At 71.0% G+C, this 24656-nt stretch carries 26 protein-coding genes and 2 pseudogenes; 17 read left to right on the top strand and 11 right to left on the bottom strand.

Annotation, left to right across the window (positions count from 1 at the left end; genetic code table 11):
• Positions 1-51 precede the first annotated feature (51 nt).
• Positions 52-483 (bottom strand): helix-turn-helix domain-containing protein, encoded by a 432-nt coding sequence (locus ABZ810_RS30330; RefSeq protein ID WP_358409159.1) that lies wholly within the window; start codon positions 481-483, stop codon positions 52-54.
• 3 nt (positions 484-486) lie between these two features.
• Between ABZ810_RS30330 and ABZ810_RS30325 the strand changes: the two genes are divergently transcribed.
• Positions 487-642, top strand: coding sequence for a hypothetical protein (locus ABZ810_RS30325; RefSeq protein ID WP_358409158.1), 156 nt, complete (start codon positions 487-489; stop codon positions 640-642).
• Between the two features lie 4 nt (positions 643-646).
• On the opposite strand, the gene ABZ810_RS30320 is transcribed toward ABZ810_RS30325, so the two are convergent.
• Both ABZ810_RS30320 and ABZ810_RS30315 read right to left on the bottom strand, forming a co-directional pair.
• Positions 647-1147 (bottom strand): GNAT family N-acetyltransferase, encoded by a 501-nt coding sequence (locus ABZ810_RS30320; protein WP_358409157.1) that lies wholly within the window; start codon positions 1145-1147, stop codon positions 647-649.
• A gap of 10 nt (positions 1148-1157) precedes the next feature.
• A complete protein-coding gene (locus ABZ810_RS30315; protein WP_358409156.1) occupies positions 1158-1547 on the bottom strand; it encodes a nuclear transport factor 2 family protein in 390 nt (129 codons plus the stop codon).
• Positions 1548-1626: 79 nt separating this feature from the next.
• On the opposite strand from ABZ810_RS30315, the gene ABZ810_RS30310 reads away from it, so the two are divergent.
• From ABZ810_RS30310 to ABZ810_RS30290, 5 genes and pseudogenes are all read left to right on the top strand, one after another.
• Positions 1627-2160 carry a helix-turn-helix domain-containing protein gene (locus ABZ810_RS30310; RefSeq protein WP_358409154.1) on the top strand — a complete coding sequence of 178 codons (534 nt, stop codon included), beginning with the start codon at positions 1627-1629 and terminating at the stop codon, positions 2158-2160.
• Entirely contained in the window at positions 2157-3197 is a 1041-nt protein-coding gene (locus tag ABZ810_RS30305) for a DUF4037 domain-containing protein (protein ID WP_358409153.1), read from the top strand. The genes ABZ810_RS30310 and ABZ810_RS30305 overlap by 4 nt, the downstream gene beginning before the upstream one ends.
• Positions 3198-3924: 727 nt before the next feature.
• Positions 3925-5466 (top strand): DUF222 domain-containing protein, encoded by a 1542-nt coding sequence (locus ABZ810_RS30300; RefSeq protein ID WP_358409152.1) that lies wholly within the window; start codon positions 3925-3927, stop codon positions 5464-5466.
• A 296-nt stretch (positions 5467-5762) separates the two neighbouring features.
• Positions 5763-6125: a transposase gene (locus ABZ810_RS30295; protein WP_358409528.1), complete on the top strand. Its 363-nt coding sequence runs from the start codon at positions 5763-5765 to the stop codon at positions 6123-6125.
• A 152-nt stretch (positions 6126-6277) separates the two neighbouring features.
• A pseudogene (locus ABZ810_RS30290) lies at positions 6278-6683 on the top strand (transposase); the annotation flags it as partial.
• A 67-nt stretch (positions 6684-6750) separates the two neighbouring features.
• Here the strand turns inward: ABZ810_RS30290 and ABZ810_RS30285 are convergent.
• From ABZ810_RS30285 to ABZ810_RS30270, 4 genes and pseudogenes are all read right to left on the bottom strand, one after another.
• Positions 6751-6842, bottom strand: a pseudogene (locus ABZ810_RS30285) (transposase); the annotation flags it as partial.
• A gap of 27 nt (positions 6843-6869) precedes the next feature.
• A complete protein-coding gene (locus tag ABZ810_RS30280) occupies positions 6870-7016 on the bottom strand; it encodes a hypothetical protein (RefSeq protein ID WP_358409150.1) in 147 nt (48 codons plus the stop codon).
• Between the two features lie 205 nt (positions 7017-7221).
• Positions 7222-7953, bottom strand: coding sequence for a hypothetical protein (locus tag ABZ810_RS30275; RefSeq protein WP_358409149.1), 732 nt, complete (start codon positions 7951-7953; stop codon positions 7222-7224).
• Positions 7954-8259: 306 nt separating this feature from the next.
• Positions 8260-8898, bottom strand: a complete 639-nt coding sequence (locus ABZ810_RS30270; RefSeq protein WP_358409148.1) for an SMI1/KNR4 family protein — start codon at positions 8896-8898, stop codon at positions 8260-8262.
• A 675-nt stretch (positions 8899-9573) separates the two neighbouring features.
• On the opposite strand from ABZ810_RS30270, the gene ABZ810_RS30265 reads away from it, so the two are divergent.
• On the top strand, positions 9574-10662 hold the full coding sequence (locus tag ABZ810_RS30265; RefSeq protein ID WP_358409146.1) for a glycosyltransferase: 1089 nt from the start codon (positions 9574-9576) through the stop codon (positions 10660-10662).
• Here the strand turns inward: ABZ810_RS30265 and ABZ810_RS30260 are convergent.
• The gene (locus ABZ810_RS30260) at positions 10659-11393 is read right to left on the bottom strand and encodes a hypothetical protein (protein ID WP_358409145.1); all 735 of its coding nucleotides are present in this window, start codon (positions 11391-11393) and stop codon (positions 10659-10661) included. The two genes, ABZ810_RS30265 and ABZ810_RS30260, sit on opposite strands and share 4 nt — an antisense overlap.
• A 219-nt stretch (positions 11394-11612) precedes the next feature.
• Between ABZ810_RS30260 and ABZ810_RS30255 the strand changes: the two genes are divergently transcribed.
• Both ABZ810_RS30255 and ABZ810_RS30250 read left to right on the top strand, forming a co-directional pair.
• Positions 11613-12305, top strand: a complete 693-nt coding sequence (locus tag ABZ810_RS30255) for a hypothetical protein (RefSeq protein WP_358409144.1) — start codon at positions 11613-11615, stop codon at positions 12303-12305.
• A 45-nt stretch (positions 12306-12350) separates the two neighbouring features.
• Positions 12351-13085, top strand: coding sequence for a hypothetical protein (locus ABZ810_RS30250; protein ID WP_358409142.1), 735 nt, complete (start codon positions 12351-12353; stop codon positions 13083-13085).
• Here ABZ810_RS30250 and ABZ810_RS30245 read toward each other — a convergent pair.
• The 3 genes from ABZ810_RS30245 to ABZ810_RS30235 form a co-directional block, all read right to left on the bottom strand.
• Entirely contained in the window at positions 13069-13842 is a 774-nt protein-coding gene (locus ABZ810_RS30245) for a protein phosphatase 2C domain-containing protein (protein ID WP_358409140.1), read from the bottom strand. The two genes, ABZ810_RS30250 and ABZ810_RS30245, sit on opposite strands and share 17 nt — an antisense overlap.
• 33 nt (positions 13843-13875) lie before the next feature.
• Positions 13876-14076 carry a hypothetical protein gene (locus tag ABZ810_RS30240; protein WP_358409138.1) on the bottom strand — a complete coding sequence of 67 codons (201 nt, stop codon included), beginning with the start codon at positions 14074-14076 and terminating at the stop codon, positions 13876-13878.
• Positions 14077-14243: 167 nt separating this feature from the next.
• Positions 14244-15794 (bottom strand): PucR family transcriptional regulator ligand-binding domain-containing protein, encoded by a 1551-nt coding sequence (locus ABZ810_RS30235; RefSeq protein WP_358409137.1) that lies wholly within the window; start codon positions 15792-15794, stop codon positions 14244-14246.
• A gap of 267 nt (positions 15795-16061) precedes the next feature.
• Here ABZ810_RS30235 and uraD point away from each other — a divergent pair, with 267 nt between their 5' ends.
• From uraD to ABZ810_RS30195, 8 genes are all read left to right on the top strand, one after another.
• Complete coding sequence (gene uraD, locus ABZ810_RS30230; RefSeq protein WP_358409135.1) at positions 16062-16598, top strand: 2-oxo-4-hydroxy-4-carboxy-5-ureidoimidazoline decarboxylase; 537 nt, start codon at positions 16062-16064, stop codon at positions 16596-16598.
• Complete coding sequence (uraH, locus tag ABZ810_RS30225) at positions 16595-16909, top strand: hydroxyisourate hydrolase (RefSeq protein ID WP_358409133.1); 315 nt, start codon at positions 16595-16597, stop codon at positions 16907-16909. Before uraD ends, uraH begins: the two co-directional genes overlap by 4 nt.
• A gap of 6 nt (positions 16910-16915) precedes the next feature.
• Positions 16916-17818, top strand: a complete 903-nt coding sequence (gene pucL / locus ABZ810_RS30220; RefSeq protein ID WP_358409131.1) for a factor-independent urate hydroxylase — start codon at positions 16916-16918, stop codon at positions 17816-17818.
• A gap of 32 nt (positions 17819-17850) precedes the next feature.
• A complete protein-coding gene (locus tag ABZ810_RS30215; protein WP_358409129.1) occupies positions 17851-18735 on the top strand; it encodes an FAD binding domain-containing protein in 885 nt (294 codons plus the stop codon).
• Entirely contained in the window at positions 18735-19232 is a 498-nt protein-coding gene (locus ABZ810_RS30210) for a (2Fe-2S)-binding protein (protein WP_358409127.1), read from the top strand. The genes ABZ810_RS30215 and ABZ810_RS30210 overlap by 1 nt, the downstream gene beginning before the upstream one ends.
• Positions 19229-20614, top strand: a complete 1386-nt coding sequence (locus tag ABZ810_RS30205; RefSeq protein WP_358409125.1) for an 8-oxoguanine deaminase — start codon at positions 19229-19231, stop codon at positions 20612-20614. Before ABZ810_RS30210 ends, ABZ810_RS30205 begins: the two co-directional genes overlap by 4 nt.
• Positions 20614-23001 carry a molybdopterin cofactor-binding domain-containing protein gene (locus ABZ810_RS30200; protein ID WP_358409123.1) on the top strand — a complete coding sequence of 796 codons (2388 nt, stop codon included), beginning with the start codon at positions 20614-20616 and terminating at the stop codon, positions 22999-23001. The genes ABZ810_RS30205 and ABZ810_RS30200 overlap by 1 nt, the downstream gene beginning before the upstream one ends.
• Positions 23002-23196: 195 nt before the next feature.
• A complete protein-coding gene (locus ABZ810_RS30195; RefSeq protein WP_358409121.1) occupies positions 23197-24645 on the top strand; it encodes an NCS2 family permease in 1449 nt (482 codons plus the stop codon).
• The last annotated feature ends 11 nt before the right edge of the window (positions 24646-24656 follow it).

Below are 24656 nucleotides of genomic sequence, written 5' to 3'. Positions count from 1 at the left end.
GTCCGGCGTGCAGTCGGGCGGGCGTTCAGGCGCCGTGTTCCCCGGCAGGGGTCAGGCGCCGCGGAACGTACGGCGGTAGGCGGTGGGGGTGACCCCGGCCGTGCGCGTGAAATGGTGGCGCAGGTTGGCCGCGCCGCCCATCCCGCAGCGCCGCCCGACCTCCTCCACCGGCAGGTCCGTGGTCTCCAGCAGCTCGCGGGCCAGCGCCATCCGCTGCTCGTGCAGCCACCGCATCGGCGTCGTCCCCCTCGTCTCGTGGAACCGCCGGATGAGCGAACGTGTGCTCAGGCCGGCACGTCCGGCCAGGTCGGCGCTGGTGAGCCGGGCTCTCGGCGGAGAGTCCAGACGCGCGGACGCCCACGCCAGGACGTCGCCGAGGCCGTCGCGGCGATCCGGCGGCATCGGCGCCGGGACGAACTGGGCCTGACCGCCCGCACGGTGCGGCGCGGCGACCATCCGGCGGGCGAGCTCGTTGGTGTACATCCAGTGCGTGGTGGCCCGCCGCCCGTCCAGCACCCCGGCCGCAGCCAGCGCGAACGCCCCGGGGACGTGACCGTGACCATCACCGCGCCGCCCACGCTCCCGGACGCCGCACCGGGAATCCTGCGCCTGGCACCGACGGCGCGTTCCCTCATCGGCTGATCGCTCAGGGCGCTCCGCGGGGTCGGGCGCGGTAGCGGGTCATCGGGCCGAGCTCGCCGGGGACCACCGCGAACGGCGTCATGCCCAGGCGTTCGACCACAGCCACCGACGCGACGTTCCCCTCGTCGATCTCCGCCAGGACCTCCGGCAGGCCGAGCGGGCCGAGGGCGTGGTCGACCACCGCGCGTGCGGCCTCGGTCGCGTAGCCGCGGCCCCACGCCTCCGGGGCCAGGCTGTAGAGGATCTCCTGCCCGAGCTCGTCCAGCGGCCGCAGCGCCGCCGCCCCGACGAACACGCCCTCGCTCTCGATGATCCACAACGGGTGGCCGGTGAAGTCGCGCTCGCTCGCCGTGATGACCGCTGCGATCTCCTCGGCCGGGACGACCTGCCCGTCGAACAGGAAACGCCGGACGTCCGGCGCGCCCCAGTGCTCGGTCAGGACGGCCCGGTCGTTCGCGCGCGCCGGCCGCAGCACCAGCCGTTCGGTCCTCAGAACGTGGTCCACACGCGCAACCCTAGGCGAGCGCCCGCGCGATGGCCGCGGTGTCCTGGTACTCCCGCCACCGCACGACCTTCCCGTCCCGCGTGGTCAGCACCAGGACGAACGACGCCGACGCCCGGTGCTCACCGGCGACCCCGGTCAGCTCGTACTCGGCCACGATCGTGTCCGGATCGCCCGTCTCGTGCACGGCGACGTCCCTGAACTCCTCGAACCGCACCGCCAGCGCCTCGCGTCCCTGCCGCGCGAACGCCGCGAACGTCTCGCGCCCCTCCACGCGGCGGAAGCCCTCGGCGGCGAACGGCATCTCGACGACCACGTCCTCCGCGCACAGGTCCGGCGTGAGGCCCACCTCCCCGTCCAGGACGTTCTGACGGAACCGTTCGAAGACGTCGCGGGGACCCATGCCCCACCTCCCAGATAAGATGAGTGCGAACTCATGTTAGAAAATATGAGTCGCGACTCATCTTGTCAACGAGAGGGCCATGACCGAGAAGCCGCTGCGCGCCGACGCGCGCCGCAACCGCACCCGCATCCTGGAGGCCGCCGAGGCGGTGTTCGCCGAGAAGGGCCCCGCCGCCTCCACCGAGGAGGTCGCCGAACGTGCGGGGGTCGCCATCGGCACCGTCTTCCGGCACTTCCCGACCAAGGACGAACTGTTCGCGGCGATCATGAAGGACCTGCTGCGGCGGCTCACCGACGAGGCCGAACGCCTCGTCGCCGACGACGACCCCGCCGCCCTCTTCACGTTCTTCACCTCGGTCGTCACCCAGGCCGCCGCCACCAGGACCGTCGCCGGCCTCCTCCAGGTGAGTCCCGCCGAGCCGATCCAGGGCTTCACCCACGTTCTCGAGACCCTGCTCGCCCGCGCCCAGGCCGGCCGTACGGTCCGTCCCGACGTGCACGTCAGCGAGGTCGTCGCGTTGCTCACCGCCGCCTGCCAGGGTGCGCTGCTCGGTGCCTGGAGCGACGACCTCCGCGACCGCACCCTCGCCATCATCTTCAAGGGCATGCGATGAACGGCGCCGCCCTCGCCCGGTCCTTCTACACCGACCTGGTCGCCCCGCTCCTCCCCGGCCTCCCGCACGCGGCGGCGCGCCTCGGCTCAGGCTCCGACGTCCTCGGCCTCGACGACGAGACGAGCCGCGACCACGACTGGGGCTGTCGCCTCACCCTCCTGGTGGACGACCCGGACGCGGCGGCCGGCCTCCGGCACCTCCTCGAACGCGAACTCCCCGAGACCTACCGAGGCCACCCCGTCCGCTTCCCGGTCACCTGGGACCCCGAGCCGACCCACAACGTCGAGGTCGCCACCGTCCGTGACTTCGCCGCCGGCCGCCTGGGCGTCGACCCGCTCGCCCTCACCCCGCTCGACTGGCTGGTCATCCCCGGCCAGAACGTCCTGGAGGTGACCGGCGGGCCCGTCTTCGTCGACCGGACCGAGACCTTGGCCCCCGTTCGCGCCGCCCTCCGCTGGTACCCGCCCGACATCGAACGGTACGTCCTGGCCTCCGGCTGGCAGCGCCTGTCACAGTGGATGCCCATGGCGGGACGCACCGCCGACCGAGGCGACGACCTCGGCTCCCGTCTCCTCTACGGCCGCATCGCCGCCGACCTGATGCGCCTCGCCTTCCTCCTGTCGCGGGCGTGGCCGCCGTACGACAAGTGGCGCGGCAGTCTCTTCCGCGAGCTCCCCATCGCCGCTGACCTGCGCCTGGACCCGATCCTCACCGCTCCCACCTGGCGAGAACGCGAGGACGCCGTGGCGGCCGCCGCCGCGACACTGCTCGCCGTCCAGCGAGAACGGCTCCCCACCCCGGTCTCCGTTCCCACCCCGGTCTCCGTCCTCGCCCCGTTCTGGGACCGCCCGTACCGCACCATCGACGAAGCGGTCTGGCGCACTCTCCACGCCTCCATCGACGATCCCGCCGTAGGACGCCTTCCCGTCGGCGTCGGGTCCATCGAGCAATGGGTCGACAACGTCGACATCCTCATGCATCCGATCCGCCGCCGCGCCCTCCAGTCCGCCTACCGAACCTGGCTGACCGCGCCCTGACCTCTCGCTCGACCCTTTCCTTTCGCGCCAGGCGGCGGGGTACGACTTTGCGGTTTTGCTCAGCGGGGCGGGGCGGGGCGGGGCGGGATGGGGGGTGGGGTGGGGTGGGTGTGGAGGTTGGTCGCCCGGTGGCGCGGGGCCTGCTGCGCCTGGACGTTCGCGTGTGCGCGTGGCACGTGCGTGCGTGTTCGGATGTCTCCCCTTTGGCTGACCTTGGTGGACGGGGTGGCCGGTGGCTACGGGGTTGCGGTCTTTCGGCAGCGACGAAAAGGAGTAGAGGGGCTGAGCTTTATGGGCGCGTTTCAGCTGTGCGGTGGCTGGGCCCTATTTAGGGCAGGTGCGGGGTTGCGGTTGCAGATAGATGAATTCCTGAATTCGGTTGCGCCTACCGGGCGGCCAGACGCCGCAATCCGCGCAGAACCTGACCTTCTCCTGCCGCAGCCAACGTGACGTGACCCCCGAGCCAGCTGCGGGTTCGCGCAAGGGGTCAGTTCGGCTCCGCTCAGCTGTCCACCCAGTTCAGCCATCTTGCTCGTCGCCGCGCCGATCTCTGCCCGCAGGTCGACCGATGATGATCGCCAACCCTCGCCGTCCAACTTTCGAGAGAGGTAAAGAAAAGGGAGTGATCTCGTCTATCTTGTTGATTGCCTGACGTGGCCAGATGCGGACAACGGTACACCAATTAACACTCTGTTATTGGATCATTACTCTCGATATCATCAATTCCATGAGTTCGAGACTGGACATCCGCAACACTTCCACCACGGAATTGGTGGAAGTGTTGAACGCGATCGCCGCTGAACTCACCACGCGCCCAGCCCCCGAATCCGGAGGGGCCTGCAAAGAGCTCACCGAGTCAGTGGCGGGAGCGGTCGACCAGACCGAGCGCGTTCTGGCCGGTCTGATCGCACGGGTGGACGCCAGCGGAGTGGTCAAGGAATGGGGCTTCGCCTCCACCAAGGCCTGGCTCCGTACGACACTCGGCATGCGCGACGGTCGAGCGCAAGAACGCCTCACCTTGGCCCGCCACGTTTCTCGCCTTCCGCAGGTCGACGAGCGCTGGACGGCCGGTGAGCTGTCGTTCGGCTACGCCGCCACCATCGCCGAGGCCGTCACCCGCCTGACCGACGACGACTGCGCCAAGGCCGAACGCATCCTGCTCGACCTGGCCGACGAGGGTGTCAGCGCGGGGCAGGTGGCCCGCGTCGGCCGCCGCATCCGCGACGTGATCGCCGAACGGGACGGCACCGACGAGCCCGACGAGGCCAAACGGAGCCATGACCGGTCATGGATGGCCGCCACCCGTTCCCTCGATGGCGGCAGTCACGTCCAAGGCTGGCTCAATCCGGAAGACTCCGCCATCTGGCACGGCGTCCTCGACAAGCTCGCCAAGCCCGCAGGTCCCGACGACATGCGCGACACCGCCGAACGCACGGCCGCCGCACTGTCCAGCGTCCTGTCCCGCGGGCACAGGTCAACGAAGGTCACCCTCATCGTCGACCTACAGACCCTCACCAGCAGCCTCACCCCGAACCTGACCCCTGGCCCAGCCGGAAGCGCGACTGCCAGCGCCCCAACTCCAGGCACCGAGACGCTCCCGTCCCCTGCCACTGCCGCGACGGCTCCGGCCTCCGGCGAGGGCCCCGACATGGCCTCGGAGCCATGCTCCAACCAGCCCGCTGGTTCGTTCCCAGACCCGGCCTCCAACGCGACGTACGCCGCCGCCCCGGCTCCCACCACAGGCCCCAGCTCCGTCGCGCCCGCCGAGTCGGCCGCCCATGCCCTCCAAAGCGGCGGCTGGGGCTCGGCCCGGCTGGCGGACGGCACTCCGATCTCGGCTGAGCAGGCCCGCCGCATCGCGATGAACGCCGGCATCTCACCGCTCATTCTGGGAGCCGGAAACCACCCGCTCTACCTCGGCTACACCGTTCGCTTCGCCAGTCCCGCACAGCGGCGGGCACTCGAAGCGATCTACCCCACGTGCGCGGTGGAACACTGCCCGATCCCCGGCACGCTCTGCGAAGTGGATCACGTTGACGGATGGGCCCTGGGGCACTCACCCACGAATATCGACAAGCTGGCCCTGTGCTGCGGGTGGCACAACAGATGGAAACACACCCACCCAAAGCAGATGGAGATCACGCGCGACGTTCAGGGCCGGTACGTCTACCGAACCCTGCCCCCACCCCTGCCCTGGAAGACAGGCCGCCAACGTCGGACGCAAACCGCCAACCGCTTGGACTGGAACGGCATCAACGACGCCGCCTGACCAGCGACCACCCAACCGCCACAACACCCCAACAACGTGACCCCGCGAAACGCCCCCGGCGAGCCCGACACTCCCGACGCACGCCAGCTCGCCGCTGCCATGCCCCGGCCGCCATGCCCCGGCCGCCACCCAAGCCCACCAGCCGCCCCCACAGCCCCAACCCCAACGCGATCTCCTCAAGCCCCGTTGATCCGGGGCAGCCCCCACCGCATCGGCACCAGAAGCTGAGGCTGCTACATGATGGTGGCTGCCGCAGCCACCTCAACGGTGCGGTCTCCTGAAGCGAGCCTGCGAGCCTGACACCCCCGCCGCACGCCGACTCGCCGCTGCTGCCAGGTTGCTGCCACGGGAATGGCGTACGAGTTGTCGCAGGTCAACGGTCCGGTCAACACCCCGACCAACCATCCCAGGACGTCGACCCGGCCACCCTCAGGGTCCACCGTCTGGCCATCGAAGAAGGCGCAGTCCTCTACAAACGACGAGCCGCCACCGTCGAACCCGTCAACGGGCATCTCAAGGACCGCACCGCCCTGCGGCGCTTCGCACGCCGGGGTCTGACCGCCTGCCAAGCAGAACTCCCGTTCGCCGCCATGGTCCTCAACCTCGGCAAGCTCTCCCGCCTGGCCCCAGCCCAACGCGCAGCTGCCCTCGCCGCCTGAACGAGCACCACCTCCGGCGAACACGAACCAGCGAGCCGGCCACGCGCCCGCACACGCGACCCGCAGACCGCCGACACCAGCTTGCCCGCCATCGGCCCGACCGCCCCACCGGCCTCCAATCAGGCCACCCCCGGGAAGAACGCACCAGGCACACGGTCGAGCTGGCGATCCCGAAGCTGCGCAGCGGGTCGTACTTTCCCGAATGGCCGCTGGAACGTCTCCGCCGGGTCAAGCAGCCGCTGGTGAGCCTCGTCGCGACCAGCTACCCGCTGACGTGAGCACGCGGCGGGTCGACACGCTGGTCAAGCGGCTGGGCATAAACACATCTCCAAGAGCCAGGTCGCACAGATGAGCAAGATCCTCGACAACCAGGTCGAGGCGTTCCGCAATCGCGCCCTGGACACCGGCCCGTACGCGTTCGTCTGGGCCGACGCCCTCACCCAGAAGGTGCGCGAGGGCGGCCACATCGTCAAACGTGCACGTCCTGGTCGCCACCGGCGCGGCGTCAATGCCGACGGGCACCGCGAGATCCTCGGAGGCGAGGTGACCTCGACGGAGACGGCGCCAGGCCCGGCTCGGTGGCGGCGGCCGCCGCAGCCCGCCGCCCGCGTTCCCACAGCCACTCAGGAAAGCAGGACCCCGACCGCAGCCTGGAACGGCCAGCTCGACCGTCCCGGAGCGAGTGTCCCACTCCCTGGCACGGTAGCCGTTGCGGGAGTTGACCCGTTCCGCCGAGCGCCCGCCCTACTTGGCGCCGCAGACCGCGTCGGCCTCGGCCGACATCAAAGCGTTCGCCATCGTGGTCACCATGGCCCGCGACAGATCCGGCTCACACTCCCCGATCTGCCCGGCCAGCCAGCCCGCAGGGTCCACACTGCCTTTCACGGCCATCGCGTTCGTTCTCCTTCTGATCCTGGTCGATTCGAAGGATCACGCGGTGGCCGTCCCTATTTCACGACGCAACACCCTTGACCCTGCAAGAACTCGTACACCACCTGAGTTGACCAACCGCCCCCACAGCTCGGAAGCGAACTCCTGCCCTGCTCACATCAATGAACTAGGTCCTCGTTCGGCAGGGGCACGGTCTGCGTTGCGGTCATGGGTGGGGGGAAGGGGTGAGGGTCAGGTCGGGGGCTCCTTCGATGCGTTCGTAGGCGAAGAGGATCTCCCAGCGGCCCTCGTCACTCGCGGCGCCGTCGACCATGACGATGCCGTGGCCGCCGGCGGCGGTCACCAGCATCCACTGGTTGGGGGTCAGACCGTGCGGGCCGAGCATCGCGGTGGTGCCCAGCCGTCGGCACAGGGCCTTGGCGACGGCCAGTTCGCTCGCGCCGCCGGTGAGATCGACGAACTCCGGTCCCGCGTCGAGGATGACGGTCCGGTCACCGGACGCGGGGGCGGCGGTGATGAGCACGGACGGCCGATCCGGCATTCCAGGTGCGGGCGCGTCGTTGACGACGACTCCGATCCGTTCCGGGCGGATCGGGAACCGTTCGGCGGTGGCCGCGCGGACCTCGAACGGGTCCGGCGCCTCGGGCAGGTAGAGCATGTGGTCGGTCGGCGGACCCTGGCCGAAAACCACCAGGTCAGCGATGTCGGGCGGAGTGTCCGGGCAGAGGGTGAAGCCTGTCAGCAGCCGCCTGAACTCGACCGCGTCTCCCGCGGCGAGCGGTACCTGCCGGACGACCATGGCATGCGCCAGGTCCTCCACCGCGAGGCCCAGTTCACCGACTCGCAGGGCTCGCTCAAGGAACTCGGCGGTCCCGGTCTCGATGAGCGGTCCGTACACCTTCAGGAGCCGTGCTGTCGCCGCTCGCCGGTCACTCACGCGAGCCGCCCGATACTGGCGCACCCCACCGACGAGGCGGGTTCCCAACGGTCGAACACCTCTGCATTCTGCACGGCCTCCACCACTGGAAGTAGACGAGCGCGGGGGCGCCCAGGCGTCCTGCCGAGGCTGTCGGACGACGCGATCTGAGTGCGGATGATGGCGAGGGCCTGTCTGGCTCCTGTAACGCAGACCGGCCGCGGAGGCGGCTTGATCAGTCTCGCAGGGATGTCCTTTGTGCCTGGCGGTGGTTGCATGTGACGATCGACAAGGCCTCCGGTCACGTTCCGATGGTCGGCCCGCATTTCAGCGCGAGCTCCCCATGAACCAGTGGCCCGCGGGAGTGCTGTCGTTGTCGGGGTCGGTCATCAGGCCGAGCAGGTACTGGGCGGCCGAGCCCTCGTAGAGGGTTTCGTCGCCGCAGTTGTCCACGGCGTAGACGGGCCAGCGGTCGGGATCCTCGTCCTCCGTGATCCAGAAGAAGAGGTCCTCCTCCTCGTTGTTGGACCAAGGGAGGGCACCGCCCTTCGCCGGGAACGGCGGGTGGTCGCCGGCGCGCGTCCCGGTGTGGTCGAGCAATTCGTGGGGGGCGAGGACGCGGTAAAAGCCGTCGAACAGGCCCTGGGCCCCGTAGGTCTCCACGATCTTCTTGTAGTCGCCGGGGAGCCGGGTGCCGAGCCGGGCCTCGGTTGCCGCCCAGTCCGGGGCGGGCTCGGGGGCGGGGGTTCCGCCGACGACCGCGATCAGGCGGTCCACCCAGGGCATCTCCGCGGGCAGGTCGTCCAGATCCGGCATGCCGCGGTCGGCCACGATCAGGCCCCCGGGGGCCAGGGCGACGACGCGGTTCTCCCAGATCCAGGCGTGAGTCCAGCTCTGATCGGCCAGTGGGAGCGGCGGCAGGTTCGTGGTGAACGGACGCGCGTAGCGGTTCGTGAAGGTCTGCACGAGGTGGCCCGTGGCTGCGACCTCCACGCACGTGTGACCGTTCGGATGGGCCCCGATGCCGCAAGTCAGGCGGCCGGGCCGCGTCATCAGGTCGTGCACCGCCCGCTCTGGTGCTTCCTCGCTCATGGTGCGGAAGCCAAGCACATTTGGGGCATCCACATGGTTCACGTGGCCGGGATCTGGCCGAAACCCGACAGCCCGGCACCCCCGACCGCCGCCCACAACGGCCACCCGCCCCCAGGAACACTCGTGCCGGGGGGCGGCCAGTACGTCTTCGGCTGATCGGGCCGTCGCCGCCGCTCCGTCCCGTTTCGCAACGCGGTCAGCCGGGAGGTCGCGTCTCAACCGGCGGCGTCGGGGTGCTGGGTGAACGGTCGCCCGCAAGGTCTCGGCGGGCTTCTTTGGCGGGGGTTCCGTAAAGGAAATGGCAAGGAGGTGTTCCTTCCTGCCATTTCCAATTTATAGCGCGATGGGGGGCTTGCGGCAAGCCCCGGGTGGTGTTTCACGATGGTCGGCCGAAAGGTCGGAACCTGCGAGAACGGGGGACGCGATATGCGCGTGTTGTTGTCGACGTGGGGGTCGCGCGGGGACGTCGAGCCGCTGGTGGGGCTCGCTGTGCGGCTGCGGGAGTTCGGCGCGGACGTACGGGTGAGCGCGCCTCCGGACGAGGAGTTCGTGACGCTGCTGGGGCGGGTCGGGGTGCCTCTGGTGCCGCTGGGGCCGACGGTGCGTTCGGTGGTCGCGGGCACGAAGCCGCCGTCGGCGAAGGCGGCGTTCCAGCTTGCTCCCCAGCTGGTCGCGGCGCGGTTCGAGACGCTCGGCGCGGCGGCGGAGGGATGTGACGTGCTGCTGGCGACCGGTCTGATGCCGGCGGGGGCCCGGGACGTGGCCGAGAAGCTGGGCATCCGTTACGTGCTCGCCTGCTTCCATTACTTCGGGCTGCCGTCGCGGCACTTTCCGCCGGGGGCTCGGCCGGGCACGCCGTCGCCGGAGGGTGAGACCGACAACCGGGTGTTGTGGGAGCAGGACGCGCAGCGGGTGAACGCGTTGTACGGGTCGGCGCTCAACAGCCATCGGGCGGCGATCGGCCTGCCGCCGGTGGACAACGTTCGTGATTACGTCTTCACCGACCGCCCGTGGCTGGCGGCGGACCCGGTCCTGTGCCCGGCGGAGGGCATGACGGATCTCGACATCGTGCAGACGGGGGCGTGGCTGCTGCCCGATGACAGGCCGCTCCCGGCTGGGCTGGAGGCGTTCCTGGACGCTGGCGAACCGCCGGTGTACGTGGGGTTCGGCAGCATGGCGGCGCATGCGCCGAAGGACATCGCCCGGGTGGCCATCGAGGCGGCCCGGGCGCATGGCCGCCGCGTCCTGCTCGCACGTGGCTGGGCGGACCTGGCTGTGATCGACGATCAGGACGACTGCTTCGTCGTCGGCGAGGTCAACCAGCAGGCGTTGTTCGCGCGGGTCGCCGCCGTCGTTCATCACGGTGGGGCGGGTACGACGGGGACGGCCACCAGGGCCGGTGCGCCGCAGGTCGTGGTGCCCCTGATCGCGGACCAGCCGTACTGGGCGGGGCGGATCGCGGAGCTGGGCGTGGGGGTGGCGCACGGTGATCCGGCCCCGACCGTCGAGTCCTTGGCGGATGCGTTCACGACGGTCCTGGCACCCGAGACCCGAGCGCGGGCCGGGGATGTGGCCGGCATGGTCGGTATCGATGGGGCGGCGGTTGCCGCGAAGCTGCTGCTGGAAGGAGGTCCCTAGTCGAGCAGGTAGATGATCGTGCGTTCGGGGTCGGGGGGATTGGCCTGGACGACGATCGTCAGGGTGGTGGGCAGCCCTGCTTCCTGGAGGTGGAAGGTGCAGCTCCAGGAGCGGGCCGAACGGCGTAGGGCGGGCAGGCGTTTCGGCTTGAGGGAACGGATGCCGGTCGCGTCCAGCCGCAGGACGACGGGACGTGCCGTGGTCAGGGCCAGGCGGCCGGGGTCACTGATGTCGAACCGCAGGCAGGCCGCCGCCCGGCTCAGTTCGGCCGCCTCGTCGGTGCGGAAGGTGGTCCTTCTCTGACTCGACCAGCGTTCGGAGATCGATCTGCACGTCGCTTTGAGGGAGTCGTGCGCGATGTTGCCGACGACACCGCTCAGCGCCATGCCTCCGATGAACGCGGCGAGCTCGGGCAGCGCCAGCGGACCGCCCAGGCCGCCGGGGGCGACGCCCCAGGAGATGGAGATTTGCAGGACCGAACCGTTTCGCAGGCCCGTTTCTGAGAGCCGCTGCTCAAATGAGAGGCGTTGCCGGGTACGGCTTCTCCGGTCGGTCCAGTGGACCTCGATCTGGGGGCCCCAATCCGCGTATTCGGTGCCTTGGAGGGCTTGCGAGACGAGATCGCCAAGGCGCGTCGTCCTGGGGACGTCGGGGAAGCTGAGGCGTTGTCCGTCCGGGAGCCGGACGACGAGGCCGAGTACGGCTTCGGGGGTGCTGCCCGAGACGTCCATGGGGCAAGTCTCGGGTCCGGCGGCCGGGTCGTCCAGACGGTTCACACCTTGCGGCTCGACCGAGGCCAGGTCGTCTGCGACGAGCCGGTCAAGTAGTCGAGTTCTCGCCAGGTTCCGTGAAGATCGTTCGGCTGCCGGGCGTGGGCTGCTTGGATTCCGGTCATGACTGATTGGTCGCAGTTGAGGCACGCCTACGGACCTGCGGACGATGTGCCGGGGATGCTCGACCGGCTCGTTCCGGATGAGAAGGCGGAGGTGTGGTCCGACCTGTCGTCGGCCATCTTGCATCAGGGGACGGTGTATTCGGCGAGTTTCGCCGCGCTGCCGAGGTTGACGGAGGTCGCGCGGGAGTGGGCGCCGGCCGACCGGCTGTGGCCCCTGTCATTGGCCGGCGGCATCGTGGCCGGTGCGGATCAGAACCACGGGCTGGGCGACGTCCGCGCCGAGCATGCGGCCGAGATCGCGGAGCTGTATCGGCTGGCCGAGGAGACCCTGGCGGCCGTCGGTGGCGAGGTCCGGGACTATGACTTCCTCGGCCTGCTTCAGTCCATCCTGGCGTTCGAGAACGTGCCGGTCTGGAGTGAGCGGCTCACCCAGCTCATCTCGGGTGAGTTCGAGCTGTACTGCGAGGACTGTGACGGGGTCCTGCACATCATCCTTGATAATCCTCGGCCCTACCTCTATCTCATCGGGGGCAATGAGGAGGGCGAAGACGCGGAGGGCGAGGTGGTGCCGGTGGCTCCGGGGGAGCTTGAGCCGGTGGCGCGGCGTCTCTACCTGGCGGCCGAGGCGGCTGGGCGGACGAAGATCATGGCGTTGTTGCTTCTTCTGTTCGGGACGGCCGCGTGCCCGGGGTGCGGGCAGGGTTTCCAGGTGGCGGCGTGGGTGGCCGATCCTAGCCGCCAAGCATGACGAGGGCCGTCACGATGTCGGGGCCTTTGGTGGTGGAGGTGGCTGGTGACTGATTGGTCGCAACTGCGCCATGCCTATGGGTGTGCGGACGATGTGCCGGGGATGCTCGACCGGCTCGTTCCAGATGAAGGGGCGGAGGTGTGGGTGGAGCTGTGGTCGGCGATCTGTCATCAGGGGACGGTGTATTCGGCGAGTTTCGCCGCGCTGCCAAGGCTGACGGAGGTCGCGCGGGAGTGGGCGCCGGCCGACCGGCTGCGGCCCCTGGTGCTGTCCGGTTCCATCGTGGCCGGGGCGAGTCAGGATCACGGGCTGGGTGACGTTCGGGCCGAGTACGCGGGCGAGATCGCGGAGCTGCTGCGGCTGGCCGGGGAGACCCTGGTGGCGGTCGGCGGCGAGATCCGGGACTCCGGCTTTCTGGCCCTGCTTCAGTCCATTTCGGCCTTCGAGAACGTGCCGGTCTGGAGTGAGCGGCTCAGGGAGCTCACCTCTGGTGAGTTCGAGCTGTACTGCGAGGACTGCGATCAGATCATGTGCATCGACCTCGATGGGCCTCCCTTCACCATCTCTGTCAGCGGGGTCGAGCCTCGGGGTGAGGTGGTGCCGGTGGCTCCGGGGGAGCTTGAGCCGGTGGCGCGGCGTCTCTATCTGGCGGCCGAGGCGGCTGGGCGGACGAGGATCATGGCGTTGTTGCTTCTTCTGTTCGGGACTACCGCGTGCCCGGGGTGCGGGCAGGGTTTCCAGGTGGCGGCGTGGGTGGCCGATCCTAGCCGCCACGCATGATGAGGGCGGTCACGTTGTCGTGGCCTCCGGCGTTGAGGGCGTACGTCACCAAGGCGCGGGCGCTGGGGAGGGGGTCTTCCCCGTCGAGTTCGGCGCGCAGGGCGGTGGGTTCGGGCAGGTAGCGCCAGAGGCCGTCGGTGCAGAGAAGGAGGCTGCCCGGCGACGGCGGGCGGTAGCTGCGGCCCTGCGGTGACGGGGTGTCCGCGTCGGCGCCGAGCCAGGACGAGAGGGCTTCGTTCGGGGCGGTGTCGTCGGTGGTCAGCGCCATGCCGGGGCCCTCGTCGGGGAGCCAGTACGCGCGGCTGTCGCCGATCCAGGCGACCCAGATGCCGTCGGGGCCGGAGACGCCCGCGACGTACGTGGTGGACGGGGAGAGCTCGGAGTCGGGGATGGCCAGGGCCGTGACGGCGTCGGCGGCGCGAGAGGCGGCCTGTTCGTGGGCGGTCTCGGGGATGTCTCCGGCGTCCAGGCGGGCGGCCAGGACGGCGGCGCCGGTGTCGGCCGCGAGCTGGGCGGCGCGTTCGGCGCGCGGGGACAGGGAGACGCCGTCGCAGACGACGCCGATCGTCCACGGGCCGGTCATCGTGAGCATCATCGCGTCGGCGTTGAGGGAGCGGCGGTGCCCCCGGTCGCTGACCCCGGCGGCGCCGGGGGCGGTGACCTCGAAGTGCGAACGGAAGGCCGGCTGATCGGCGCCGCAGTCCCAGCAGTGGCCGTCCGGGGCGACGGTGCCGCCGCATCGGCCGCAGGCGGTCATGGCGTCAGGGTAGAGCCACGGCATGGGTCGTGATCAGGCCTTGGCCTTGCCGTCGGTGTCGTAGAGGGAGAAGAACCGCCATTTGCCGTTGACCCTCCACTGGGCCTCCGCGTAGGCGATCCTCTTGTCGCCCTTCTGCTTGTCGCAGGCGCCGAGGCGTTCGCGGGTGCGCATCTTCTTGTCGTAAGCGCCGGGGTTGTCGCCCCAGAGAATGGCCGTCGCCCTGATCGGCATTCCGTCGGTCGTACGGACCGACACCGTGGTGGAGGCCGATGCGGGACCCCGCTTGGAGCACCAGCGGAACGGCGACGGCGGCGCTGATGCAGAGCCCGGAAAGAATGCGTCGTCTGACCATTTTCAGGTCCTCTCACGTGGGTCGCCGGGAGCCTGACTCGCGGGGCTCAGCCGAGGCGGAGGGCGAGGAAGAAGTCCACCCGGTCCTCCAGGCGGGACAGGTTGCGGCCGGTCAGCTCCTCGATCCGCTGGATGCGGTAGCGGACCGAGTTGACGTGCAGGTGGAGCTGCTCGGCGCACCGCGTCCACGATCCGGAGTTCTGGAGGAACGTCTCCAGCGTGCGGACCAGGTCGGCCTTGTGGACCTCGTCGTAGGTGCGGAGCGGGTCGAGGAGCCGGACGCGGAACATGTGGCGGACGTCGTCGGGGACCGAGGCCAGCAGGAGCACGTGGGTGGCCAGCTCGTCGTGGCCGACGACGCAGACGGGGCCGGTGCGGCCGGCGGCCAGGCGGCGGGCGTAGCGGGCCTCCTCGACGGCGCCGCGCAGCTCGCCGGCGGCGACGACGTCGCTGACGCCGACCGCCAGGCCGCTGTCGGAGAGGCCGGGGGCGAGGGTCTGGAGGACGCGGTGCACGTCGCCGGCGATGTCGTGGTCGCCGCCGCCGGGGACGGGCAGGAGCGCGATGACCTCCTCGTCGAGCAGGCCCACGACGGGCCGCGGCGGGGCCGCGCCGGGGAGGATCTCGCCCAGCAGGGTGCGCAGCTCGCCGGGGCGCAGGTCGCCGCGTTCGGTGCCGCGGGAGGTGGCGGCGACGGCGACGAACGAGGAGAGCACGTCGAGGCCGGTGAGCTCCAGGCGGGGCAGGATCTCGTCGGTGCCGGCGGCGGCGACGATCAGGCGGACGAGCTCCTGCGCCAGCCGGCCCTCGACGCTCAGACGATCGTCCGAACGCACCCGTTCGAGGGCCACGATGGCGGCGATCTCGCCGGTCAGGGCGCGGCGTTCCTCGGGCCACTCCTCCCAGTCGCCCTCGCAGACGATGAACCAGTCGGCGACCCGGGAGGTGGTGTCGGCCGCCACGGGGAAGATCGACAGATCGGGGGAGCGGAGGTGGTGGGGGAGGCGGGGCGCGGTGAGGAAGACGCGGGCGACCCCGGCGGCGTCGATGTCGGCGGGGAGGGGGTGCGAGCCCGCCACGACGCGTCCGGTGGGGGTGAGCACCCAGCAGCGCATGCCCAGGTCACGGCCCACCAGGTCGAGGACGGGGCCGAGCCCGGCGCCCTCGGTGGCCCCGGCGACCAGGCGGCGGTGCCGGTCCAGGACGGCGGTCAGGTCGGCGGCGCGGGCCGTGGACAGGTGGCGGACGACCTCCTCGGTGACCGTCGCGAACGCGACGTCCTCGGGGACGCGGAAGAGGGGCAGGCGGTGCTTGCGGCAGGCCTCGCCCAGGTCGTCGGGGATCGTCCCGGCGTCGGCGTCCCAGGCGGCCAGGGCGGACACCCCGGCCTCGGCCAGGCCCCGGACGAAGATCTCGGAGTCGCCGGGGCCCGAACGCCAGACCAGGCCGCTCAGGACCAGCTCACGGCCGCTCAGGTAGCGGCTCGGGTCGAGCATGTCGGTGGTGACGACCCACCTGATCACCCGGTCGAGCTGGTCGTCCCCGGTGACGACCTCCAGCCGCAGATCGGGCATGTCGAGCAAGGTCCGCAACCTCATGATCGTCCCCCCTCGGTGCGTGCGCCCTCCGGTGCCGGCTCCCTCGCCGGGCGAGGTTAACCCATTGTTCATCGCCGGCCACGGCATGATCGGCATCAGGGCGGCGTCCGGCGGTCTTCCGGGCCCGATCGGGGGAATCAGTTGGAGCAACGCACGAAAAGTCTCCGGTGAGCGCGGTCACACTTCGGACTTCCTGTCCCTTCACGTTCCCCGCTCCCGCTGTGTGTACTTCAGGACAACCCACCGATGAGGAGGCGGAAAGTGCCGGTGACGTCAGAGCCAGCCGCGGGGCGCGGGGACCTGGAGAGGTTCAACGCCCTGCCGGCGGCGGACGCCGAGTCCGACCTGCTCGCCTGCTGTGCCTCCCGCCGCTGGGCGGCCGCGGTCGCCGGCGGGCGGCCCTACGGCGACCCGGCCGCCCTGCTGTCGGCCGCGGCCACGGAGCTGGCCGCGCTGGACTGGGCGGACGTCCGGGAGGCGCTGGACGCCCACCCGCGGATCGGTGACCGGGTCGCGGGCCGGGACCGCGAGGCGGCCTGGTCGCGCGGCGAGCAGTCCGGCATGGACGCGGCGGCGGAGAGCCTGCGGGCCGCGATGGTCGAGGGCAACCGGGCCTACGAGGAGCGCTTCGACCACGTCTTCCTCATCTGCGCCACCGGCCGCGACGCCGCGGAGATGCTCGCGAATCTCCAGGCCCGCCTGGGGAACGACGAGGAGGCCGAACGCCGCGTGGTGCGCGCCGAGCTCGGCGAGATCGTCCGGCTGCGCCTGGTCAAGCTCCTGAACACGGGGGATTCCGCATGAGCCTCTCGACGCACGTGCTCGACGCGGCGCGGGGCCGTCCCGCGGCCGATCTGGCCGTCCGGCTGGACGAACGGGACGCCGCCGGCACCTGGACGCCGCTGGCCGAACGCCGCACCGACGCCGACGGGCGGATCAGGGACTGGGGGCGGACGCCCGGCGCCGGGACCTTCCGGCTGACGTTCGACACCGCCGGGCTGTCCGACTTCTACCCCGAGGTCACGGTGGCCTTCCGGATCACCGACCCCGGGCAGCACCACCACGTGCCCCTGCTGCTCAGCCCGTTCGCCTACTCGACCTACCGAGGGAGCTAGACCCGAATGGCCATCGTTCTCGGCCCCAACCGCTACGGCAAGGCGGAGACCCGCGTGGTCCGCGTCGTCCGGGACGGCGGTACGCACCACATCAAGGACATCAACGTCAGCTCCTCGTTGTCGGGCGACATGGACGCGGTCCACCTGACGGGCGACAACGGCAACATCCTGCCGACCGACACCCAGAAGAACACCGCCTACGCGTTCGCCAGGAAGTACGGCGTCGAGGAGATCGAGGACTTCGCGCTCCTGCTCGCCCGGCACTTCGTCGAGGAGACCAAGCCGATCTCGCACGCCCGGGTGGAGATCGAGGAGTACTCCTGGGACCGCATCCCGGCGGGGCCGGACGCGGGGGACCGGCGGCACTCGTTCGTCCGCGGCGGCACGGAGGTCCGCACCTGCGTCGTGCACTACGACCAGGACCAGGGCGCCACCGTGGTGTCGGGCCTGAAGAACCTGGTCGTGCTCAACTCAACGGCCAGTGAATTCCACGGCTACATCGAGGACGAGTACACGACCCTCGAGCCGACCACCGACCGCATCCTGGCCACCGAGGTCACCGCGCGGTGGCGGCACCGCGCCGGCGGCTCGGAGTTCGGACGTCCCCACGGATTCGGAGGTTCCTACGAAGGGGCCCGGCGGGCCCTGCTGGAGGCGTTCGCCGAGACCTACAGCCTCTCGCTCCAGCAGACCCTCTACGAGATGGGCGGCAGGGTGCTCGGCACCCGCCCGGAGATCTGCGAGGTGCGCATGGCCATGCCCAACAAGCACCACTTCCTGGTCGACCTCGAGCGGTTCGGCATGGACAACAACAACGAGGTCTTCTTCGCCGCGGACCGCCCGTACGGCCTGATCGAGGGCTCCGTGCTCACCGACGACGCGCCCGACGCCGGGTTCGCCTGGAACTGAGGGACACTGGAGATCTGGGGGATTGTGACGACATGGACTTCCTACGTCCCGTGACCTGGGCGGACGCCCTGGCCGCCAAGGCCGCGCAGCCGGACGCGCTGCCGATCCAGGGCGGCACGGACGTCATGGTGGAGCTCAACTTCGACGTCCACCGCCCGCCCGCGCTGCTCGACCTCAACCCGGTCACGGAGCTGACCACCTATGACACCGCCGAGGACGGCAGGCTCCGCATCGGCGCCGCGGTGCCCTACGCCCGCCTGATCGACGAGCTGGGCGACGTGCTGCCGGGCCTGGCCCAGGCGTCCCGGACGGTCGGCTCGCCGCAGATCCGCAACCGCGGATCGGTCGGCGGCAACCTCGGCGCCGCCTCGCCCGCCGGCGACAGCCACCCGCCGTTGCTGGCGGGGGACGCGGTGATCGAGGTCGAGTCGGCCGCGCGCGGCGTCCGGATGATCCCGGCGACCGAGTTCTACCTGGGCGTCAAGCGCAACGCCCTGGAGCCGGACGAGCTGATCCGGGCGTTCTGGATCACCCCGGCGACCGGCGCCCAGTACTTCTCCAAGATCGGCACCCGGAACGCGATGGTCATCGCCGTCTGCTCGTTCGCGATCGCCCTCCACCCGGAGGAGCGCCGCGTCGGGACGGGCGTCGGCTCGGCCGCGCCGACGCCGCGCCGCGCCACCGCCGCCGAGGAGTTCCTCTCCGGCGAGCTGGACTGGGAGGGCCGCGACGCCCTGCCGATCTCGGTGGCCAGGCACTTCGGCGAGCTGGTCAAGGAGGCCGCGGCGCCGATCGACGACGTCCGCGGCACCGCCGACTACCGCAGGCACGCCCTGGCGGTCATGGCCCGCCGCACCCTGACCTGGGCCTGGAACGACTACCGCGCCAACAAGATCACTGGAAGGGAGGCCTCCTGATGCGCGTGACCTTCACCGTGAACGGCTCGAAGGAGACCGTCGACGACGTCTGGGAGGGCGAGAGCCTCCTCTACACGCTGCGCGAGCGGATGGGCCTGCCCGGCTCCAAGAACGCCTGTGAGCAGGGTGAATGCGGCAGCTGCACGGTCTACCTCGACGGCGTCCCGGCGTGCTCGTGCCTGGTCGCGGCCGGGCAGGTCCAGGACCGTGAAGTGATCACGGTCGAGGGCCTGGCCGAGGGCTCGACCGGCGCCGGCGACCAGCGGCTCGACCCGGTCCAGGAGGCGTTCGTCGAGGCGGGCGCCGTCCAGTGCGGGTTCTGCACCCCGGGCCTGATCGTCCAGTCGCACGACCTGATCGAGCGCAACCCCGAGCCCACCGACGCGGAGATCCGCGAGGCGCTGGCCGGCAACCTGTGCCGCTGCACCGGGTACGAGAAGATCCTCGACGCCGTACGGCTCGCGGCGTCCCGCAAGGCAGAGGCGGCCGCCCGGTGAGCGCTTCCGGAACCACCACCACGATCATCGAGAACGCCTACGTCGTCACGGTGACCGGCGAGGAGCACCCGTCCGGCCACATCGTGGTCGAGGGCGACACGATCACGGCCGTGGGCGCGGGCCCGGCTCCCGCCGGCATCGGCGGCGAGGGGGACGGCACGCGGCGGATCGACGCGCGCGGCTGCCTGGCGACGCCCGGCCTGGTCAACACCCACCACCACCTCTACCAGTGGGCGAGCCAGGGCCTGGCCAAGGACAACACGCTGTTCGAGTGGCTCGTCGCCCTCTACAAGCCGTGGTCCAAGATGGACGCCGAGGTCGTCGCCGGCGCCGCGTCCGCCGGGCTCGGCTGGCTGCTCAAGTCCGGCTGCACCACCGCCTCCGACCACCACTACGTGTTCCCCAAGGGCCGGGGCGACCTGTTCGCCGCCGGGATCGACGCGGCGGCCGAGCTGGGCATCCGCTTCCACCCGTGCCGGGGCTCGATGGACCGCGGCCGGTCGCACGGCGGGCTGCCGCCGGACGAGGTGGTCGAGGACCTGCCGACGATCCTCGCCGAGACCGAGGCGGCCATCGACCGCTACCACGACGCGTCGTTCGGCTCGATGCTCCGCGTCGCGGTCGCGCCGTGCTCGCCGTTCTCGGTCAGCAGGGAGCTGCTCGTACGGTCGGCGGAGCTCGCCCGGGCCAAGGGCGTGCGGCTGCACACCCACCTGTGCGAGACCCTCGACGAGGAGGAGCACTGCCAGGAGCAGTTCGGCATGTCCCCGGTCGACTACATGGAGACGCTGGGCTGGCTGGGCGAGGACGTCTGGTACGCGCACGCGGTGCACCTCCAGGACGCCGACATCAAGAAGATGGCCGCGACCGGCACCGGCGCCGCGCACTGCCCGAGCTCCAACGCGCGGCTCGGCGCGGGCATCGCCCGGGTCTCCGACATGCTCGCCGCCGGGGTCCCGGTCGGCCTCGGCGTCGACGGCGCCGCGTCCGCCGAGATGGTCCCGCTGGCCGGCGAGGTCCGGCAGGCCATGTACATGCAGCGCGCCAGGTACGGCCCGACGGCGCTCACCGCCCGCCAGGCGCTGGCGCTCGGCACCATCGGCGGGGCCCGCCTGCTCGGCCGCGACGCCGAGATCGGCTCGCTGGAGCCGGGCAAGCTCGCCGACATCGCGCTCTGGCGGGTCGACGGGTTCCACGCGGCGATCGACGACCCGGTGACGGCGTTCGCGTACGGGCAGACCCCGCCGCTGGCCCGGCTGCTGGTGAACGGCGCGACCGTAGTCCAGGACGACGTGCTGGTCAGCGTGCCGCAGGACGAGGTGGCCCGCCGCGGCGCGGACGCCCACCGCCGCCTGATGAAGCTCGCGGAGGAGGTTCTCTGATGGCGCCCCCGGTGAAGAGCGGCCCGGTCGGGAACGGCCCGGTGAAGAGCGGCCCGGTGAAGACGCCGGGCCATGTGGCCGCGCCCGGTCAGGGCGGGGTGGGCGACAGCCCGCTGCGGCCCGACGGCACGCTCAAGGTCTCCGGCGAGTTCGCGTACGCGTCCGACCTGTGGATGGACGGCATGGTGTGGGGCGCCACGCTGCGCAGCCCGCACCCGCGCGCCACGATCCTCTCGATCGACATCGGCCCGGCGCTGGCGCTGCCCGGCGTCCACGCCGTCCTCACCCACGAGGACGTGCCGGGCCGCAAGGTGTACGGCCTCGACCACACCGAGGACCAGCCGGTGCTGGCGATCGGCGAGGTCCGCCACCAGGGCGAGCCGATCGCGCTGGTCGCCGCCGACCACCCGGAGATCGCCCGCCGCGCGATCGAGAAGATCGCGATCGAGTGGGAGGTGCTGGAGCCGATCACCGACGCCCGCGCCGTGATCGCCGACCCGGACGGCCTCCGCGTGCAGGACCGCGGCGGCATCGCCCGCCACCAGCCGGTGCGCGTCGGCGACGTCGAGGCGGCCAGGGCCGAGGCCGCCGTGGTCGTGTCGAGCGACTACAGCGTCGGCATCCAGGACCAGGCGTTCCTCGGGCCCGAGTCCGGGCTGGCCGTGCCCGGCGAGGACGGCGGGCTCGACATGTACGTGTCGACCCAGTGGATGCACAACGACCTCAAGCAGATCGCGCCCTGCCTCGGCCTGGACGAGAGCGAGATCCGCATGACGCTGGCGGGCGTCGGCGGCGCCTTCGGCGGCCGCGAGGACCTGTCGATGCAGATCCACGCGGGCATGCTCGCGCTGCACACCGGCAAGCCGGTCAAGATGTCCTACAACCGGTACGAGTCGTTCTTCGGCCACGTGCACCGCCACCCGGCCGAGATGCGGTACGAGTTCGGCGCGACCGCCGAGGGGCGGCTGCTGTACGCCGACGTGGAGATCATCCTCGACGGGGGCGCGTACACCTCGGCGACCCTCAACGTGACCGGCAACGCCGCCTCGCTCGGCGTCGGCCCCTACGAGATCCCCAACATCAGGATCGACGCGTGGGGCGTCTACACCAACAACCCGCCGTGCGGCGCGATGCGCGGCTTCGGCGCGGTGCAGGCGTGCTTCGCCTACGAGTCGATGATGGACAAGCTGGCCGAGGCCTGCGGCGTCAGCCCGGTGGAGATCCGGCGGATCAACGCCGTCAGCCAGGGCTCCAGGCTGGCGACCGGCCAGGTCGTCGAGTCGCCGGCGCCGCTGGCCGAGATGCTGGAACGCCTTGAGGCGATGCCGCTGCCGGAGCCGCTCGGCGCCGGGCCCGACGGGACGATCGACATCCGCGAGCTGCCGGGCGGCGCGTCCCAGACGACGCACGGCGAGGGCGTGGTGCGCGGCGTCGGCTACGGCGTCGGCATCAAGAACATCTGCTTCTCCGAGGGCTTCGACGACTTCTCCACGGCCCGCGTGCGGCTGGAGGTCATCGGCGGTGAGCCCACCGCCCTCGTCCACACGGCGGCGGCGGAGGTCGGCCAGGGGCTGGTGACGCTCGAAGCGCAGATCGCCCGCACCGAGCTGGGCGTGCAGCGGGTGACGATCCACCCGGCCGACAACCAGGTCGGCGACGCCGGCTCGTCCAGCGCCTCGCGCCAGTCGTACATGACCGGCGGCGCGGTCAAGACCGCCTGCGAGGCGGTGCGCGCCGAGCTGCTCGCCATGGCCGTACGCAAGCTCGGCCGGGCCCACCCCGGGATCGGGCAGGGCGACCTGAACGTGGTCGGCGGCAAGGTCGTGTCGCGGGGTGAGGGCGTCATCGCCTCGATCGAGGAGATCCTCGGCGACGACGTCATCGAGGAGACCCGCGAGTACCACCACCACCCGACCAGCAGGATGGACCCGGTCACCGGGCAGGGCGACAGCCACACCCAGCTCGCGCTGTGCGTGCACCGCGCGGTCGTGGACGTGGACGTGGACCTCGGCCTGGTCAAGGTCGTCGAGCTGGCGGCCGTCCAGGACGTCGGCAGGATCCTCAACCTGCTGTCGCTGGAGGGGCAGATCCACGGCGGCACCGCGCAGGGCCTCGGCCTCGCCGTGATGGAGGAGATCGTCGTCGCGAACGGGCTGGTCCGGAACCCCTCGTTCACCGACTACCTCATCCCGACCATCCTCGACATGCCGCCGATGCGGCTCGACATCCTCGAGAACCCCGACCCCAAGGCCCCATACGGGCTGCGGGGCGCCGGAGAGCCACCCACGCTCTCCTCCACCCCGGCGATCGTCGCGGCCGTGCGCGACGCCACCGGCAGAGCACTCACCCGAGTGCCGGTTCGACCGGAGCACATCACCCTCGGCTGACCAACGCCCCAGCCGACGGCTCCGGTTCTCCAGAGCAGTTGATCAACAGGGGCGCCCCGCGCCGTGTACTCGGGGGACGGCATCGCGGGGACGGACCCCACAACCGCACCGATCGAGACGAACGGACGGCACCCGGACCCGCGCGGTCCGGGGCCGCCCGGCGGTCGATCGCGCCCGCGAGGAGGGCACCGAACCGTGACCGAGACCAAGACCCCACCCCCGGAGTCTCCGGCATCCACCCCATCGGGTTCGGCGCTGGATCGTTTCTTCGATCTCAGCGGCCGGAACACGACCGTCGCCCGCGAGGTGCGGGGCGGCATCACCACGTTCGTGGCGATGGCCTACCTGGTCGTGCTGATCCCTCTGATCATCGGTGACGCCGAGGACGTCACCGGCGCCACGCTCGACCCGGCCCAGCTGACCACCATGGTGGCGTTGTCGGCCGGCATCAGCACCGTCCTGATGGGCCTGGTCGGCAACGCGCCGCTGGCCATGGCGGCCGGGCTCGGCGTCACGCCGATCGTGGTCTTCCAGGCGGCGCCGCACATGACCTGGGCGCAGGCCATGGGGCTGGTGGTGCTGGAGGGCGTCGTCATCGTCGTCTTCGCGCTCACCGGCATCCGGACGCTGATCATGGAGGCCATCCCGCTCGCCATCAAGCAGGCCATCGGCGTCGGCATCGGCGCGTTCATCGCGCTGATCGGCCTGGTGGACGCCGGTTTCGTGGGCCACCACGACACCTCTTCCACCCCGGTCACGCTGGGCGTCTTCGGCAAGCTCGCGGGCTGGCCGGTGGTCGTCTTCTGCGCGGGCCTGGTGCTGATGCTGGTGCTGTTCGTCCGCAGGGTGCCCGGCGCGATGCTGATCAGCATCGTGGCGGCCACCGCGCTGGCGATCGGCCTGAACGCCGCGTTCGCCATCGACCCGAAGCTCTGGGGACCGGTCGAGCCGAAGCTGCCGGACTCGGTCGTCGCGACGCCCCGGTTCGACCTGCTGTTCGACGTCGACCTGTTCGGCGGGTTCGAAAGGGCGGGCGTGGTCACCGCCTCGGTGATCCTCTTCACGCTGGTGATGTCCGGCTTCTTCGACGCGATGGGCACCATCCTCGGCGTCGGCGAGGAGGCCGAGCTGCTGGACGAGCAGGGCCGGATGCCCGGCCTGAGCAGGATCCTGACGGTGGACGGCTTCGGCGCGATCATCGGCGGCGGCGTCAACGGCTCGGCCAACACCGCGGTCGTGGAGTCGGCGGCGGGCGTCGCCGAGGGCGCCAGGACCGGCCTGGCCAGCGTCGTCACCGGCGCCCTGCTCACCGCGCTGATCTTCCTCACCCCGCTGGCCGGGGTCATCCCGATCGGCGCGGCGGCCCCCGCGCTGGTCATCGTGGGCGCGCTGATGATGACGCACGCCCGCAAGATCGACTGGGAGGACCTGGACGTCGCCGTCCCGGCGTTCCTGACCATCGTCCTCATGCCGTTCACCTACTCGATCACGGTCGGCGTCGCGGCCGGCGTGTTGTCGTTCGTCCTGCTCAAGGCGGCGCGCGGCAGGTTCCGCGAGATCCACTGGCTCAACTACGTGTTGTCGGCGGTCTTCGTCGCCTACTTCGCGCTGCACCCCATCGAGCAGGCCCTGGGGATCAACTAGGAGGTCCGGGG

The organism is Spirillospora sp. NPDC047279 (assembly GCF_040643285.1).
Lineage (GTDB): Bacteria > Actinomycetota > Actinomycetes > Streptosporangiales > Streptosporangiaceae > Spirillospora.
Note: the sequence above shows the minus strand (reverse complement) of the source record. Positions and strands in the feature narration are given on the sequence as shown.

Excerpts from the sequence above, each read along its gene's own strand:
- ABZ810_RS30330 (WP_358409159.1), bottom strand. The coding sequence starts at position 483 with ATGTACACCAACGAGCTCGCCCGCCGGATGGTCGCCGCGCCGCACCGT.
- ABZ810_RS30315 (WP_358409156.1), bottom strand. The coding sequence starts at position 1,547 with ATGGGTCCCCGCGACGTCTTCGAACGGTTCCGTCAGAACGTCCTGGAC.
- ABZ810_RS30310 (WP_358409154.1), top strand. The coding sequence starts at position 1,627 with ATGACCGAGAAGCCGCTGCGCGCCGACGCGCGCCGCAACCGCACCCGC.
- ABZ810_RS30305 (WP_358409153.1), top strand. The coding sequence starts at position 2,157 with ATGAACGGCGCCGCCCTCGCCCGGTCCTTCTACACCGACCTGGTCGCC.
- ABZ810_RS30300 (WP_358409152.1), top strand. The coding sequence starts at position 3,925 with ATGAGTTCGAGACTGGACATCCGCAACACTTCCACCACGGAATTGGTG.
- ABZ810_RS30280 (WP_358409150.1), bottom strand. The coding sequence starts at position 7,016 with ATGGCCGTGAAAGGCAGTGTGGACCCTGCGGGCTGGCTGGCCGGGCAG.
- ABZ810_RS30260 (WP_358409145.1), bottom strand. The coding sequence starts at position 11,393 with ATGGACGTCTCGGGCAGCACCCCCGAAGCCGTACTCGGCCTCGTCGTC.
- ABZ810_RS30255 (WP_358409144.1), top strand. The coding sequence starts at position 11,613 with ATGCTCGACCGGCTCGTTCCGGATGAGAAGGCGGAGGTGTGGTCCGAC.
- ABZ810_RS30245 (WP_358409140.1), bottom strand. The coding sequence starts at position 13,842 with ATGACCGCCTGCGGCCGATGCGGCGGCACCGTCGCCCCGGACGGCCAC.
- ABZ810_RS30240 (WP_358409138.1), bottom strand. The coding sequence starts at position 14,076 with ATGCCGATCAGGGCGACGGCCATTCTCTGGGGCGACAACCCCGGCGCT.
- ABZ810_RS30235 (WP_358409137.1), bottom strand. The coding sequence starts at position 15,794 with ATGAGGTTGCGGACCTTGCTCGACATGCCCGATCTGCGGCTGGAGGTC.
- uraH (WP_358409133.1), top strand. The coding sequence starts at position 16,595 with ATGAGCCTCTCGACGCACGTGCTCGACGCGGCGCGGGGCCGTCCCGCG.
- pucL (WP_358409131.1), top strand. The coding sequence starts at position 16,916 with ATGGCCATCGTTCTCGGCCCCAACCGCTACGGCAAGGCGGAGACCCGC.
- ABZ810_RS30215 (WP_358409129.1), top strand. The coding sequence starts at position 17,851 with ATGGACTTCCTACGTCCCGTGACCTGGGCGGACGCCCTGGCCGCCAAG.
- ABZ810_RS30210 (WP_358409127.1), top strand. The coding sequence starts at position 18,735 with ATGCGCGTGACCTTCACCGTGAACGGCTCGAAGGAGACCGTCGACGAC.
- ABZ810_RS30200 (WP_358409123.1), top strand. The coding sequence starts at position 20,614 with ATGGCGCCCCCGGTGAAGAGCGGCCCGGTCGGGAACGGCCCGGTGAAG.